A 13,598-nucleotide genomic window follows, 5' to 3' on the forward strand; every position below is an offset into this window, starting at 1 on the left:
CCGACCCTCCCCCTCCAGGGGAGGGTGGACCCGCGGGAACTCCGAACATCCAATGAGGAGCGCCCCATGACCAAATCACAACGCCGCCGTCTCGCCACGGCCGGGCGCATCGGGGCGCTCACGGTGTGGGGCGCCTTCGTCGTGTTCCCGATCTACTGGATGGTGGCGACGTCGTTCAAGCCCGACACCCAGTGGTTCGCCTGGCCGCCCGTGTACTTTCCGGATCCGCCGACGCTGTCGAACTACATGAACGTCTGGTTCGGCGTCGAGGAATACGCCCAGACCCAGTACATCAAGTCGTTCCAGAAGCCGCTGGTGGCGCTCGCCAACTCCACCATCATCGCCTGCACGGCGACGGCGCTGTCGGTCGCCTTCGGCGCTGTGATCGCCTACGGGGCGTCGCGTCACAAGATCCTGTCCGAGGCGCGCATGTTCCAGCTCCTGATGCTACGCATGATGCCGCCCATCGTCGTGGTCGCGCCGCTCTCCCTCTACTACTCGGCGCTCGGCCTGCTCGACACCAAGACGGGCCTGATCCTGATCTACTTCATCACCACGCTGCCCTACGCGGTGTGGATGACCAAGAGCTTCATCGACGAGGTGCCGCGGGAGGTCGAGCAGGCGGCCGAGCTCCTCGGCGCCTCGCGCTGGCGCGTCGTCTTCGAGATCGTGCTGCCGCTGATCCGTTCGGGCCTCGTCGCGACCTTCCTGTTCATCCTGATCCTGACCTGGAGCGAGTATCTGCTCGCTTTCATCATCGGCAAGACCGACGCGGTGACGCTGCCGGTCGAGCTGTCCAAGTATCAGGGAACGTCCGAGGGCCGGGTCTACGGCCGCCAAGCGGCGCTCGCGGTCGGCATCACCATCCCGCTGATGATCATCGGGCTGATGATCCGCAAGCACCTCGCACGCGGCTTCAGCTTCGGGATGGTCCGGCGTTAGCGGTACGGGGACGGCATGGCGCGCATCGAGCTACGCAACCTGCACAAGGCCTATGGCAGCGTCGTCGCGGTCAGAGACCTCAGCATCACCATCGAGGACGGCGAGTTCATCGTCTTCGTCGGTCCATCCGGCTGCGGCAAGACGACGACGCTGCGCATGATTGCCGGCTTCGAGGATCCGACGCGCGGCGAGATCCGCATCGACGGGCGCGTCGTCAACGACCTGGAGCCGCGCGACCGCGGCCTCGGCATGGTGTTCCAGAGCCACGCCCTGTTTCCGCACAAGACCGTGGCTCAGAACATCGAGTTCGGCCTGCGCATGAAGAAGGTGTCGGCCGACGAGCGGGCCCGCCGGGTGCGCGAGGTCGCCGAGATGGTGAAGGTGACGCATCTGCTGGCGAAGATGCCGGCGCAGTGCTCGGGCGGCGAGTCGCAGCGCGTCGCGCTCGCCCGCACCCTGGTGACCAACCCGTCGACCTTCCTGCTCGACGAGCCGCTGTCCAGCCTCGACGCCAAGCTGCGGCGCGAGCTGCGGGCGGAGTGCGACCGCCTGCACGAGGTGCTCAAGCGCACCTTCATCTTCGTCACCCACGACCAGGAGGAGGCGATGACGCTCGCCGACCGCATCGTGGTGATGCGCGGCGGCGAGATCGAGCAGCTCGGCTCGCCCATGCAGATCTACTCGGATCCGGTGAGCCACTTCGTCGCCGACTTCTTCGGCTCGCCGTCCATGAACCTCGTCGCCGGCGAGGTGTTTCACGAGGGCGGCGCGCCGCGCTTCCGCACCGAGCTTTTCTCGATACGGCTGCCGGCGTCGTGCAACGCCGTGCCGGCCGGCCCGGCGACGCTCGGTATCAGGCCCGAGAATGTCGGCGTCGACCCGCAGGGCCACGGCGACGTGGTGCTGCCGGTGCGCCTGGTCGAGCCGCTCGGCAAGGACACGCTCCTCTATTTCGACGACGGCACCGAGCGTGCCTTCGTGGCCGTGGTCGCCGGCCTCGCCGCCGCGACGCTGGAGCCCGGTGCCAAGGTCGGCCTCACGCTGCCAGCCGAGCACCTGTTCCTGTTCGGCCCGGACGGTCGCCGCCTCGCCCGCGGCACCGCCGAGCCCGAGCGGGTGCGGGCCCGCATGTCTGTTTGATCAACCCGGAAGAGGAACTCGATGAGCTACCGTGAAGTGAGCGACGTGCGCGACGGCATGCGGATCGACTGGGACACGCCGATCCCGATGCCGGACGGCGTCGTGCTGCGCTGTGACGTCTACCGGCCGATCGCGGACGGGCAGTATCCGGTGATCATGACCTACGGGCCGTACGGCAAGTGGCTGCATTTCGACGATCTCTACAAGGACCAGTGGCGCATCATGTGCGAGACGCACCCGGAGGTGCCCACCGGCTCCACCAACAAGTATCAGTGCTGGGAGGTGGTCGATCCGGAGAAGTGGGTGCCGGACGGCTATGTCGTGATCCGGGTCGACAGTCGCGGCTGCGGCCGCTCGCCCGGCGTCATCGACATCTGGTCGCTGCAGGAGGCGAAGGACCTGGCGGCTTGCGTCGAATGGGCCGGCCAGCAGCCCTGGTCGAGCGGAAAGGTCGGGCTCAACGGCATCTCCTATTATGCCGAGAATCAGTGGCAGTGCGCGGCGCTGCAGCCGAAGCATCTCGCCGCCATCTGCACCTGGGAGGGCGCGGCCGACTTCTACCGCGACATGGCCTGGCACGGCGGCATCTTCTGCAACGGCTTCACCAAGGGCTGGTCGGAGTCGCAGGTCTACACGTTGCAGAACGGGCGCGGCACCCGCGGCTTCCGCAGCCGCATGAACGGCGACTGGGTGTCGGGCCCCGAGACGCTGACCGAGGAGGAGCTCGGCGCCCGCCGCAACAATTTCTACGAGGACTGCCTGTCGCACAAGCTCGACACCGACGAGTACTGGCAGTCGCGCATGCCGGACTGGTCGAAGGTCGCGGTGCCGATCCTGTCCTCCGCCAATTGGGGCGGCCAGGGCCTGCATCCGCGCGGCAACTTCGAGGGTTTCGTGCGCGCCGCGTCGGATCAGAAATGGCTGGAGTGCCACGGCCTCGAGCACTGGACGCATTTCTACACCGATTACGGCCTGTCGCTGCAGAAGAAGTTCTTCGGCCATTTCCTGAAAGGCGAGGACACCGGTTGGGGCAAGCAGCCGCCCGTGCTGCTGCAGGTGCGCCATCCCGGCGAGCATTATGTCGAGCGGCACGAGACCGAGTGGCCGCTCGCCCGCACGCAGTGGACCAAATACTATCTCGACACCGACAGCTTCGCGCTGTCGCCCGAGGCGTCCGCCGCAGCCGGCCAGGTCACCTACGCGGGCTTCGGCGACGGCGTCACCTTCATGACCAAGCCGCTCGCCAGCGACACCGAGATCACCGGGCCGATCGCGGCAAAACTGTTCGTGTCGTCGGCGACCGAGGATGCGGATCTGTTCCTGGTGGTGCGCGCCTTCGCGCCCGACATGAAGGAGATCGTCTTCCAGGGCGCGCTCGATCCGCACACGCCGATCGCACAAGGGTGGCTGCGCGTCTCGCACCGCAAGCTGGACCAGGCGCTGACGCTGCCGTATCGGCCGTATCACACGCACGACGAGGAACAGAAGCTGACGCCCGGCGAGGTCTACGAGGTCGATGTCGAGGTGTGGCCGACCTGCGTGGCGCTGCCCAAGGGCTACCGCATCGCGCTGAGCGTGCGCGGCCGCGACTACCAGTGGGGCGGCGAGCCGGCCGGCGGCCTGGAGACGCTCGGCCGTGGGTGGACCGGCGTCGGCCCGTTCCGCCACGACGATCCGCGCGACCGCCCGGCCCATGTCTTCGGCGGCGACGTGACGCTGCACACCGGGCGGGACCGGCAGGCCTATCTGCTGCTGCCGATCATCCCGTAGCCGGCTGCTGCTCCGGCGAGAGCTTTCGTAAATCGGTCATTCCGGGGACGGCGCACAGCGCCGGGCCCGGAATCCAGCCGGGAATGTCGAGCTTGTCGCTGGAGTCCGGGTTCACGCCTTCGGCGCGGCCCCGACTGACGAACGGGGGAAGCCCTCGCTTCGAGTCACGCGGCGGTCGCGGCGATCCGGGTGACGAGGCGGGCGAGCAGGTCCAGGCCGTGCGGCCACGGGCCGAAGCCCGCCTCGGCATTGATGTGGCCGGACTCGCCGAGATCGGCGAGCTCGGCGCTCCAGGTCGCGGCCCAGTGCTCGGCGCGGGCGAACCGCATCAGCGGGTCGTTGTGGCTCGCCACCACCAGGGCCGGGACCCCGAGCGGTCCCTGCGGGACGCGCTCGTCCGCCTCGAACCGGCTCGGCTCGGCGGGAGCGACCAGCATCAGCCCGGCGACCAGCGGGTGGTGGTCGGCGGCGACGCAGCTCGACGCCAGCGCCCCGAGCGAATGCCCGATCAGCACGGCGGGGCGCTTGCGCTCGGCCAGGAAGCGGACGATCGCGGCGATCCACAGCTCGATGTCGGGATTGTCCCAGCGGCGCTGCGCGATGCGCCGGAACACCGGCACGCCGGCCTCCCAGAGGCTCTGCCAGTGCTCCGGTCCGCTGTCCTTGAAGCCGGGGACCAGGACGAGGTCGAGCCGCGTCGCGGCGTCGGCCAGGGCGTCCCGTATGCCTCCCGGGAGGTTCGCGATCATCTCCGAAGGCCTGTGCTGTCTCGGGCGGTGGATCGCCCGGACCATAGGCGCCGCGGCCTGCCGCTTCAACACGCGCGAGCGGTGGGACCGAAGTGCGAAAGCTGCGGGAGGCGGTGCAGCGTCCAGGCGACGGCGAGAAGGTCGGCGCTGCCGCCGGGGCTGAGATTGCGGGCCATGAAGGCGTCGTCGAGCGCGTGCATGCGCGCCGTGTAGTCGGGCGCGTCGACACCGCCCGCCCGCGCCAGGCGCGCCGCCTCGCGGCGGGCCCAGATCAGGCCGTCGATGCCGCCGCGGGCCGCCAGATTGGTGTCGGCGTTGTGCTCGAGCAGGTGCAGGAAGGCGGCGGCCAGTGCCGTCTGGTCGTCGTGGCCGGCCGCCAGCCTGCGCTTCAGCACCGGCAGGGCGCCGTGCCGCACCGTCGCGAAGCCGGACTGCGCCTCGCCGCGAGCGCCGGTGAGGCCGTAGCGGCGGAACAGCCGCTCTCCGGCGGTGCGCGGCTCGCCCGGCCGCCGCAGCTCGCGCGCCACGATGCCGTCGGCGAGGCGCGCGACCTCCTCGCAGATCGTGTCGGCGTCGAGCGGCGTGCCCACGGCCCACAGCCGCCCGGCCGCGACCAGCAGGAGGCCGAAGGCGAAGATGCTGCCCTTGTGGGTGTTGACGCCGCCGGTCGCCGCCAGCATGGCGCGCTCGCAGGCGAGGCCGGCCGGCCGCGCCTGATCCAGCACGGCCTCGGCCGGCATCGCCGCGATCTCGGCCCCGAGCGTCACGAAGCCGGCGAGCCCGGGCCGGATGGCGGCGGCCGAGGCCTCGAAGGTCGACACGTCCATGTCGCGATGCGAGCCGGTGTTGCGGAGATCCACCAGCCCGGGCTTCGGCGTCAGCCGCACCTCGCGCAGCAGCGCGTCGACGACCAGGTCGGCGAGCACATCCGCGACCGGCGCCACGCTGGCCCGGTCGAGCGGGCCACGAAGAAGCGCGCCGGCCTCAGCCGGCCGGAGCGACGGCGCGTGCGATCCACGCATCGAGCCTCTCCTCCATGGCGGCCAGCAGCGCATCGAGCGGATGCGCGCGCGAGCGGGCGCAGGCGTGCGCCGGCGCGTCGCAGACGAGGCAGCGGCGCGGCGGCAGGCCGAGGTCGCGGCGTGACACCGCGCGGCCGTCCGGCGCCGCGACGTCGAGGTCCCACAGCCGCCCGAGCGGATGCGTCTCCTCCAGCGTCACCAGCGCCTGCTTCAGCGCCTGCGCTTCCGCCGCGACCGCGATCACGGCCTCGGGGCCGGTGGGCCCGGTCTCGACCCCCGTCGTCGTCGCGTCCCAGCCGCGCGCGGCGAACAGCGCATCGAGCGACTCGCGGGCGGCGGCGGCGGTGCGGCGGCTGAGGCCGCAATCCTTCACCGGCCCCGGCATGACCACCGAGACCGTGACCACCGCGGCGCCCGGCCGGCGCCCGAACGCCGCGTGGCGCTGCTCCACCCGCCGCTCACGGGCCGCCAGCATGGCCTCCAGGCTCACGGCCGGTCCGGCCCGCCGATCGCCCACCGGGTCCATCACTTCACCTGGCGGACGACGTCGATCACCGAGCCGTCCCGGTAGCGGATCAGCCCGACGACCCGGTCGAGGAACTCGACCGGCTGCGGCTTGCCGGTGAGGGCGACGGCGCGAGCGTAGAGGTCCTCGATGCTGGTCACCGGCAGGCCGGCGGCCTTCAGCCGCTCGGACACGTCCGGCCGGTTGGGATTGACCGCGATGCCGTGGTCGGTCACCAGCACGCCGATCGTCTCGCCCGGCGTCACCACGGTGGTGCAGCGCTCGACCACGGTGGGGATGCGCGAGCGGATCAGCGGCCCGACGACGATCGGCAGATTGGCGCCGGCGGCGACGTCCGAGTGGCCCCCCGAGGCGCCGCGCATGACGCCGTCCGAGCCCGTGATCACGTTGACGTTGAAGTTCAGGTCGATCTCCAGCGCCGACAGGATCACCATGTCGACACGGTCGCTGCACGCCCCCTTGGAGGTGAGGTTGGCGTAGGTGTTGGTCGAGATCTCCCAGTGCTCCGGATTGTCGGCGAGCGACTGGGCCGCGACCGCGTCGAAGCTCTGGGTGTCGAGGATGCGGCCGATCAGCCCCTTCTTGTGCAGGTCGACGATCGAGCCGGTGATGCCGCCGAGCGCGAAGGCCGCCTTGATGCCCTTCTTCATCATGCGATGCTCGATGAAGCGGGCCGTCGCAGTGGCCGAGCCGCCCGTGCCGGTCTGCAGCGAGAAGCCGTCCTCGAAATACCCGGCGTGCTCCATCACGTCGGCGGCCAGCCGGGCGATCAGCAGCTCGCGCGGATTGGACGTGATGCGCGCCGCGCCGACCGAGATCTTGGACGGATCGCCGATCTGGTCGACCTTCACGACGAGATCGACCTGGTCCTGGCGGATCGAGGCGGGTGCGTTTGGGTAGGGCACCAGCTCCTCGGCGAGCAGCACCACGGTCTTGGCGCGGGCCGCGTCGACCATGGCGTAGCCGAGCGAGCCGCAGCGCGAGCGGCCCGAGACCGCATTGGCGTTGCCGAAGGCGTCGGCGGTCGCCACCGCCAGGAAGGCGACGTCGAGGGTCAGCTCGCCGCGGTCGATCAGGTGGACGCGGCCGCCGTGCGAATGCACGTTGATGGGCTCCTCCATCAGGCCGTTGGAGATCGCCTCGGCGAGCTTTCCGCGCATGCCCGAGGTGTAGATCCGCCGGATGACGCCCGACTTGATGTGCTCGATCAGCGGCGCGTTGCACGACAAGAGCGACGACGGCGCCAGCGTGAGGTCGCGGAAGCCCATCGCGGCGAGCGTATCGACGACGTGATTGATGGTCTTGTCGCCCTCGCGGAAGGCGTGGTGGAACGAGATGGTCATCCCGTTCTTCAGGCCGGAGGCGCGGATCGCGTCCTCCAGGCTGTTGCACAGCTTGCGACCGTACTTGGTCTCGCGGGTGGCGAGATGCGGGGCGTTGGCGGTGACGCCGGCGAACGGCGCGACGCCCTGCGGAAGGGGCGCGCCGCGGAGGCGCTCTCGGATGGCTGCGGTCATGGCATCGTCCTCGGTCACTGGCGCACGCCGGAGGCTTCGGCACGGCGCAGCACCACGCGCGCATGCTCGATCACCGGGGCGTCGATCATCTTTCCGTTCAGCGACACGACGCCGAGGCCCTGCTTCTCGCCCTGCTCGGCGGCGGCGACGACCCGGCGGCTGTAGTCGACCTCTTCCTGGGTCGGTGCGAAGGCGTTGTGCAGCAGGTCGATCTGGCGCGGATTGATCAGCGACTTGCCGTTGAAGCCGAGGCGCCTGATCAGGTCGACCTCCTTCAGGAATCCGGCGTCGTCGTTGACGTCGGAGAACACCACGTCGAAGGCGTCGATCTTGGCGAAGCGGGCGGCGTGCAGCACGGCGCAGCGTGCGTAGAAGAGCTCGCTGCCGTCCCCGCGCTCGGTCTGCATGTCCATCACGTAGTCGAAGCCGGCGAGCGCGATGCCGACCAGGCGCTTCGACGACGTGGCGATCGCCACCGCGTTGACGACGCCGGAGGCCGATTCGATCGCCGCCATCAGCTTGGTGGAGCCGACCTCGCGGCCGCAGTCGCGCTCGATGCGCTCGACCTCGGCCTCGAGGGCGCGCACGTCGTCCGCCGTGTCGGTCTTGGGCAGGCGCACCACGTCGACGCCGGCCCGCACCACCGCCTCGAGATCCTTCAGCCCGAACGGCGTCGACAGCGGGTTGATGCGCACCGCCGTCTCCATGTCGCCGTAGACCGGCATCTGCAGCGCGTGGAACACCAGCATCCGGGCGGCGTCCTTCTCGCGCAGCGAGACGGCGTCCTCGAGGTCGAACATGATCGTGTCGGGCTTGAAGACGAACGCCGTCGAGAGCATCGCGGCGTTGGCGCCCGGCAGGAACAGCATGCTGCGGCGCAGTCTCATGACAGGGCACTCCAGTCGGCGGTCCATTCGTCGACGGCGCGCGACACCGCCGTCTGCACGCGCGCCGCGACCACGCAGTCGAGCGCGCCCTTGTCCTCGATCACCACCAGCGCCTCGGTGATGCCGAGCTTCGCCAAGCATTCGCGCGCGACCGCCTCGATCCGGGCGCCGAACTGGTGCATCACCTCGCTCTGGAGCACGATGGCGAGCTCCCCGTCGCGTGGCGTGATCCTGACCATCAGGTCGCTCGATTCGAGCGTCCCGGCCAGGGCCTCTCTCACGATCTTCATCGATGTCGTCCTTTCGGGAGTCTGTCTCGCGCGACGAAGGGGCGCCGGCCGGGAGCGTCGGGCTCTCAGGCGGCGGACGATCGGGGCGCGCGGTATTTCGTCTCGAGCAGCTCCAGCGTGGTCGCCGGAACGAGACGGCGGATACGGGCGAAGTCGTCTGCGGCGAGCAGGCGGCGGACCTCCGAGGCGGAGATCGGCACGTCCTCGCATTCGGTGCGGTCGATCTCGACCACCTCGACGGCGGGCGACGGCGAGACGTCGCCGCGCAGCCAGTGGCGCATGTCGGCGTTGTACTTGAACGTCGTCGGGCAGAACGGCTCGGTGCCGACGAAGCGGTGCGTGATGCCGAGCGCGGGCGCGATGTGGTCGCGGAAGATCAACAGGTCGATCGCCGTGCAGCAGTCGCCGACGATGCCCTTCTCCTTGAAGAAGTAGGCCGAGAAGGTGGCCCGCGACACCATGTATTCGGAGCCGTGATGCAGCGTCACGCGCGGGATGTCGGCGATGCCGGAGGAGACCAGCGCGTAGCGGTCCCGGTAGGAGATCAGCGAGACGTCCTCGGCGACCACGAAGACGTGCAGCCAGTCGCACGCCGCGGCGGCGCGCTCGACCAGATAGCGATGGCCGCGCGTGAACGGGTTGGCGTTCATCACGACGGCGCCGATCACGGCGCCCGGGCGGCGCAGCCGCTTCAGCCGGTCGCAATAGGCCTTCACGCCGATCGGCGTGTTCTCCATCAGGGCCACCAGGCCGGGCACCTCGGCCAAGAGGTAGAACCCGCAGGAGCGGAAGAACTCGACGCAGTCGGGTTTCGTGTAGAGGAACAGGTGGCTGTGGCCGCGGTCCTGGGCGAGGTGGATCAGCTCGGTGAGCAGCCGCAGCCCCAGCGCCTCGCCGCGCATCTCCGGATCGATCGCCGTGCACTTGACGATGTTCTTCTCGAGGCCGGCGCACGCCACCAGGTGCCGCTTGCGGCGGAACACCACGAAGGCCTCCACCCCGATCTCGTAGTCGAGCCCGCACTTGGCGAGGAAGGTGCGGATGTCCTCGCGCTCGTCCGGCTGGAGCGCCGGGTCGATCGTGTAGGACAGGAGGTCGTCGGTCATCACTTCAGCTCTCGGTTGAGCGGGCCCCGATACGCGGCGAATCGGAAACTACGGCTTCGACGCGTCTCGCGGGACTGCACGATCAATCCGTCCGAATCGTGCTCCGCTCGAAGACTGCCGGCGCGTCGCGAGAATGCCACGCGCCGGTCTACGCAAAACTCCTCAGACGATATGCGCCAGGACGATCAACACCACGGTGACAGTGATAGCACCACCGATGCGGGTGGCGATCTGCGCAAACGGCATCAGAACCATGCGGTTGGCGGCCGTGAGGATGGCGACGTCGCCGGTGCCGCCCTGGCCGGAGTGACAGGCGTTCACGATCGCCGATTCGATCGGATACATGCCGATCCGGCGGCCGACCAGGAAGCCCGTTCCCATCAGCGTCACCACGGTCGAGACGATGATGGCCAGATGGGTGAAGTTGAAGGCGGCGACGAGCTTGTCCCAGGGCGTGATCGAGACGCCGACCGCGAACAGCAGCGGGAACGTCACGGCCACCTGAAAGAACTTGTAAACCACGCCGGCGCCGGCCTGGAGTTTGGGCGACACCAGGCGGCCGAGCTTGATCGCCACCGCGAGGAACAGCATGGCGACCGGGCCGGGCAGGCCGGTGAGCCGGTAGACCAGCATGCCGACCAGGTAGAACGTGCAGGCCGTGATCAGCGCGCCGGCGACGACGCCGGGGCCGATGGTCGACGGGTCGACCCGCTTCTCGGTCGCGGCGACGTCGTTGGCGACGCCGGGCTGGAGCTGGCCTTCGCCCGTCAGGTGCGGATAGCGCTTGCCGAGGGTGTTGAGGGCGCCGGAGAGCAGGATCGCCGTGAGGCTGCCGAGCATCACGCAAGGCAGAACGGTGGCGAACAGCTCGCCCTGCGGCTGATGCAGTATTTCCGCGTATCCGATCGACAGCGGAATGGCGCCTTCGCCGACGCCGCCGGCCATGATCGGGACGACGATGAAGAAGAAGGTCTCGTAGGCCGACTTGCCGAGCGCGACGCCGACCAGCGTGCCGACGATGCCGGCCGCGACCGAGCCGGCCGCGAGCGGGACGAAGATCTTCAGGAACCCCTTGATCAGCACCTGGCGGTCCATCGCGAAGATCGAGCCGACGATGATGCAGGCGATGAACAGATAGAGGAACTGGCTCTGCTTGGAGAACTCGGTCGTGACCCGCACCACCTCGGAGGGAAGGATGTTATAGAAGGCCAGCGCCGAGGGGATGAAGGTCGCGAAGATCGCGGCCGCGCCGACCTTGTTGAGGATCGGCGTGCGCTTGCCGAGCTCGCCGCAGGCGAAGCCGCCGACCGACAGGAGGCCGATCGCCATCGTGATCTCGCCGGAGAGCTTGCCGATCCAGGAGTAGTAGCCGATCAGACCGACCAGCACGACGAAGATGGGCAGCGGCACCACGCCGATGTTGAAGTCGACGACCTTCCACCAGAGCTCCAGCCACGAAGCCCGCGGCTTTGCCGGGCCAGCCGCGGCGTCGGCCAGATTCGACAGCGATCCATCCAATTGCATCGTCACGACGATCTCCCGATGTTCACGTTCGTCACGCCGGTCGGACCGGCCTTCTGCTCGCGGGTCCGACCCCTCGGCCTCCCGCAGCGCCCGATGTCGACGGCGCTGGACTCTCCGACGCCATGGTGTTCGGCAATCGCCGTGCCACCCGGTGCGGACATCGCAAGCCCCTCACAGTGCGGGCATTTCCCGGCCGCATCAGGGGGACTGCGGACGCCGGAGTGCCGGATGCCCGGACGTGCCGAGGCGGCGATTTCCGAGAATCCGGAAATCGGCCCCTGAGGAGAAACCGCGACCTCGGCGCGCGTCGTTGCCGCGCCGCGACCCGCGCGCCTAAGATCGCGCCGCGTGTCGACCTCGCCGGATCGGGGCCGCAGCCCGGGAGTTGCAGCTTGAACTGGTTTTCCAACGTCACCATCCGGGCCAGGCTGATCGTCGCCATGGCGCTGAGCCTGCTGCTGCTCACGGCGGTCGGCCTGTCGTCGCTTCAGGCGCTCGCCACCGTCGACCGCGCCACCAAGGACCTCTACGCTCGCTGGCTGCCCTCCGTGCACGCGCTGTCCGAGATCAAGTACGTGATGGCGAGCCACCGGCTGCGCTTCATCCGCGCTATCCTGACGCCGGAGGCCGACCGCGCCGCGGTGTTCGACGCGGCGGAGCGGCGACGCGACGACGTCGCCGAGCTGAGTGAGCGCTTCTCCAAGGGGCTGACCGATCCGGTCGAGACGCAACGCTTCGCCGAGGCGATGGCGGCCTGGGAGGCCTATCTGGCGGCCGAGCGCGAGATCCGCACCGATCTCGGCACGCTGTCGGCGGCCCAGATCTCGGCGCTGGTCAACGGGCCGTCGCGCTTCGCCTTCGACGAGGTCAACGCGGCGATCAACCAAGCCATCGCCTTCTACAATGCCGGGGCCGACCGCTCCGGCGCCGAGGCGGTGGCGACCTTCCAGCAGGCGATGCGGCTGAACTTGACGCTGTTCTTCTGCGCGCTGGTGCTGATGGCCGCCTTCGTCGTGATCGTCGTGCGCTCCATCGGCCGACCTATCGAGCGGATCACCGAGACCATGCGGCGTCTCGCCGACGGTGACCGCACCGTGTCGGTGGCCGGCCTCGAAGGCTCCAACGAGATCGGCCGCATGGCGGCGGCCGTCGACGTCTTCCGGAACTATCTGGTCGAGCGCGACGCGGCGCGTCAGGCGCTGGAGCGCGCCTACGAAAATCTCGAGGACAAGGTGGAGGCGCGCAACTCCGAGCTGCGCATCGCCAACGCCGCGCTGCAGGCCGAGGTCGAGGAGCGCGCCCAGGCGAACCGGCAACTGAAGTCGATGCAGGAGGAACTGATCCGCACCGAGAACTTGGCCGTGATCGGCCAGCTCTCGGCCGGCATCGCCCACGAGCTCAACCAGCCGCTCGCCGCCCTGTCGACGCTGTCGGAGAACGCCGTGCGCTTCCTCGATCTCGGCGACGAGGCGACGGTGCGGGGCAATCTCGAGCGCGTCGTGCGGCTCGTCGATCGGATGGGCATCCTGACCAGCCGGCTGCGCTCCTTCGCGCGGCGCACCGGCGGTGAGCGCGAGGTGGTCGACCTCGGCCGCTCGGTGGAGAGCGCGCTGGCGCTGCTCGGCCACCGCCACGACCGCGAGCCGATGAAGATCCTGCTCGAGCCGTCCGAGGCGCCGATCCACGTCCATGCCAATGCGGTGCGCATCGAGCAGATCCTGGTGAACCTGGTCTCCAACGCCTTCGACGCGACGCGCGCGACCAGCGGCGCCGTGGCCGTGATCGCCTGGACGGCGCGCGACGGACGGGCGATCCTGACGGTGCGGGACAACGGACCGGGCTTCGCGCCCGACATCCTCACGCGGATCTTCGAGCCCTTCTTCACCACCAAGGGCAAGGCGGGCGGCGGCCTCGGGCTGGGCCTCGCCATCTCGGCCGACATCGCCCGCATCTACGGCGGCTCTCTCACCGCCGCCGACGGTCCGCAGGGCGGCGCGGTGTTCACGCTCGATCTGCCGCTGTGCGGCGAGGAGGCGCCGCCGGAGTGATCAGGTCGGTGGAGATCACTCAGGCTCGTGTGCGCGGCTGCCCCCCACCCCCGACCCCTCCCCGCCACGCGCTTCGC

The 13,598-nt window shown here is 69.5% G+C and carries 12 protein-coding genes; 4 read left to right on the forward strand and 8 right to left on the reverse strand.

The annotated features are described in order from the left end of the window. Positions 1-66 precede the first annotated feature (66 nt). Genes CH341_RS19790 through CH341_RS19800 form a run of 3 tightly spaced genes read left to right on the forward strand, consistent with a single transcriptional unit; the run spans position 67 to position 3,852 of the window. The gene (locus CH341_RS19790) at positions 67-942 is read left to right on the forward strand and encodes a carbohydrate ABC transporter permease (RefSeq protein WP_111420708.1); all 876 of its coding nucleotides are present in this window, start codon (positions 67-69) and stop codon (positions 940-942) included. A 15-nt stretch (positions 943-957) separates the two neighbouring features. Then, on the forward strand, positions 958-2,082 hold the full coding sequence (locus CH341_RS19795) for an ABC transporter ATP-binding protein (RefSeq protein WP_111420709.1): 1,125 nt from the start codon (positions 958-960) through the stop codon (positions 2,080-2,082). Between the two features lie 21 nt (positions 2,083-2,103). Continuing rightward, positions 2,104-3,852: a CocE/NonD family hydrolase gene (locus tag CH341_RS19800; protein ID WP_210208465.1), complete on the forward strand. Its 1,749-nt coding sequence runs from the start codon at positions 2,104-2,106 to the stop codon at positions 3,850-3,852. A 164-nt stretch (positions 3,853-4,016) separates the two neighbouring features. Here the strand turns inward: CH341_RS19800 and CH341_RS19805 are convergent, their stop codons facing one another. The 8 genes from CH341_RS19805 to CH341_RS19840 all read right to left on the reverse strand — a co-directional run bounded on the left by CH341_RS19805 (position 4,017) and on the right by CH341_RS19840 (position 11,473). After that, complete coding sequence (locus CH341_RS19805) at positions 4,017-4,601, reverse strand: RBBP9/YdeN family alpha/beta hydrolase (protein ID WP_111420710.1); 585 nt, start codon at positions 4,599-4,601, stop codon at positions 4,017-4,019. A gap of 65 nt (positions 4,602-4,666) precedes the next feature. Further along, the gene (gene citG / locus CH341_RS19810; protein ID WP_111420711.1) at positions 4,667-5,623 is read right to left on the reverse strand and encodes a triphosphoribosyl-dephospho-CoA synthase CitG; all 957 of its coding nucleotides are present in this window, start codon (positions 5,621-5,623) and stop codon (positions 4,667-4,669) included. Next, entirely contained in the window at positions 5,586-6,149 is a 564-nt protein-coding gene (gene citX / locus CH341_RS19815) for a citrate lyase holo-[acyl-carrier protein] synthase (RefSeq protein ID WP_111420712.1), read from the reverse strand. The genes citG and citX overlap by 38 nt, the downstream gene beginning before the upstream one ends. Beyond that, positions 6,149-7,666: a citrate lyase subunit alpha gene (citF, locus tag CH341_RS19820; RefSeq protein ID WP_111420719.1), complete on the reverse strand. Its 1,518-nt coding sequence runs from the start codon at positions 7,664-7,666 to the stop codon at positions 6,149-6,151. Before citF ends, citX begins: the two co-directional genes overlap by 1 nt. 14 nt (positions 7,667-7,680) lie before the next feature. Continuing rightward, positions 7,681-8,553, reverse strand: coding sequence for a citrate (pro-3S)-lyase subunit beta (citE, locus tag CH341_RS19825; protein WP_111420713.1), 873 nt, complete (start codon positions 8,551-8,553; stop codon positions 7,681-7,683). Then, a complete protein-coding gene (citD, locus tag CH341_RS19830) occupies positions 8,550-8,843 on the reverse strand; it encodes a citrate lyase acyl carrier protein (RefSeq protein WP_111420714.1) in 294 nt (97 codons plus the stop codon). Before citD ends, citE begins: the two co-directional genes overlap by 4 nt. Positions 8,844-8,908: 65 nt before the next feature. After that, positions 8,909-9,949, reverse strand: coding sequence for a [citrate (pro-3S)-lyase] ligase (gene citC, locus CH341_RS19835; RefSeq protein WP_111420715.1), 1,041 nt, complete (start codon positions 9,947-9,949; stop codon positions 8,909-8,911). Between the two features lie 162 nt (positions 9,950-10,111). Beyond that, on the reverse strand, positions 10,112-11,473 hold the full coding sequence (locus tag CH341_RS19840) for a 2-hydroxycarboxylate transporter family protein (RefSeq protein ID WP_111420716.1): 1,362 nt from the start codon (positions 11,471-11,473) through the stop codon (positions 10,112-10,114). A 392-nt stretch (positions 11,474-11,865) separates the two neighbouring features. Between CH341_RS19840 and CH341_RS19845 the strand changes: the two genes are divergently transcribed. Next, the gene (locus CH341_RS19845; RefSeq protein ID WP_170149724.1) at positions 11,866-13,521 is read left to right on the forward strand and encodes an ATP-binding protein; all 1,656 of its coding nucleotides are present in this window, start codon (positions 11,866-11,868) and stop codon (positions 13,519-13,521) included. The last annotated feature ends 77 nt before the right edge of the window (positions 13,522-13,598 follow it).

The sequence above is a fragment of the Rhodoplanes roseus genome, from assembly GCF_003258865.1.
Taxonomy (GTDB): domain Bacteria; phylum Pseudomonadota; class Alphaproteobacteria; order Rhizobiales; family Xanthobacteraceae; genus Rhodoplanes; species Rhodoplanes roseus.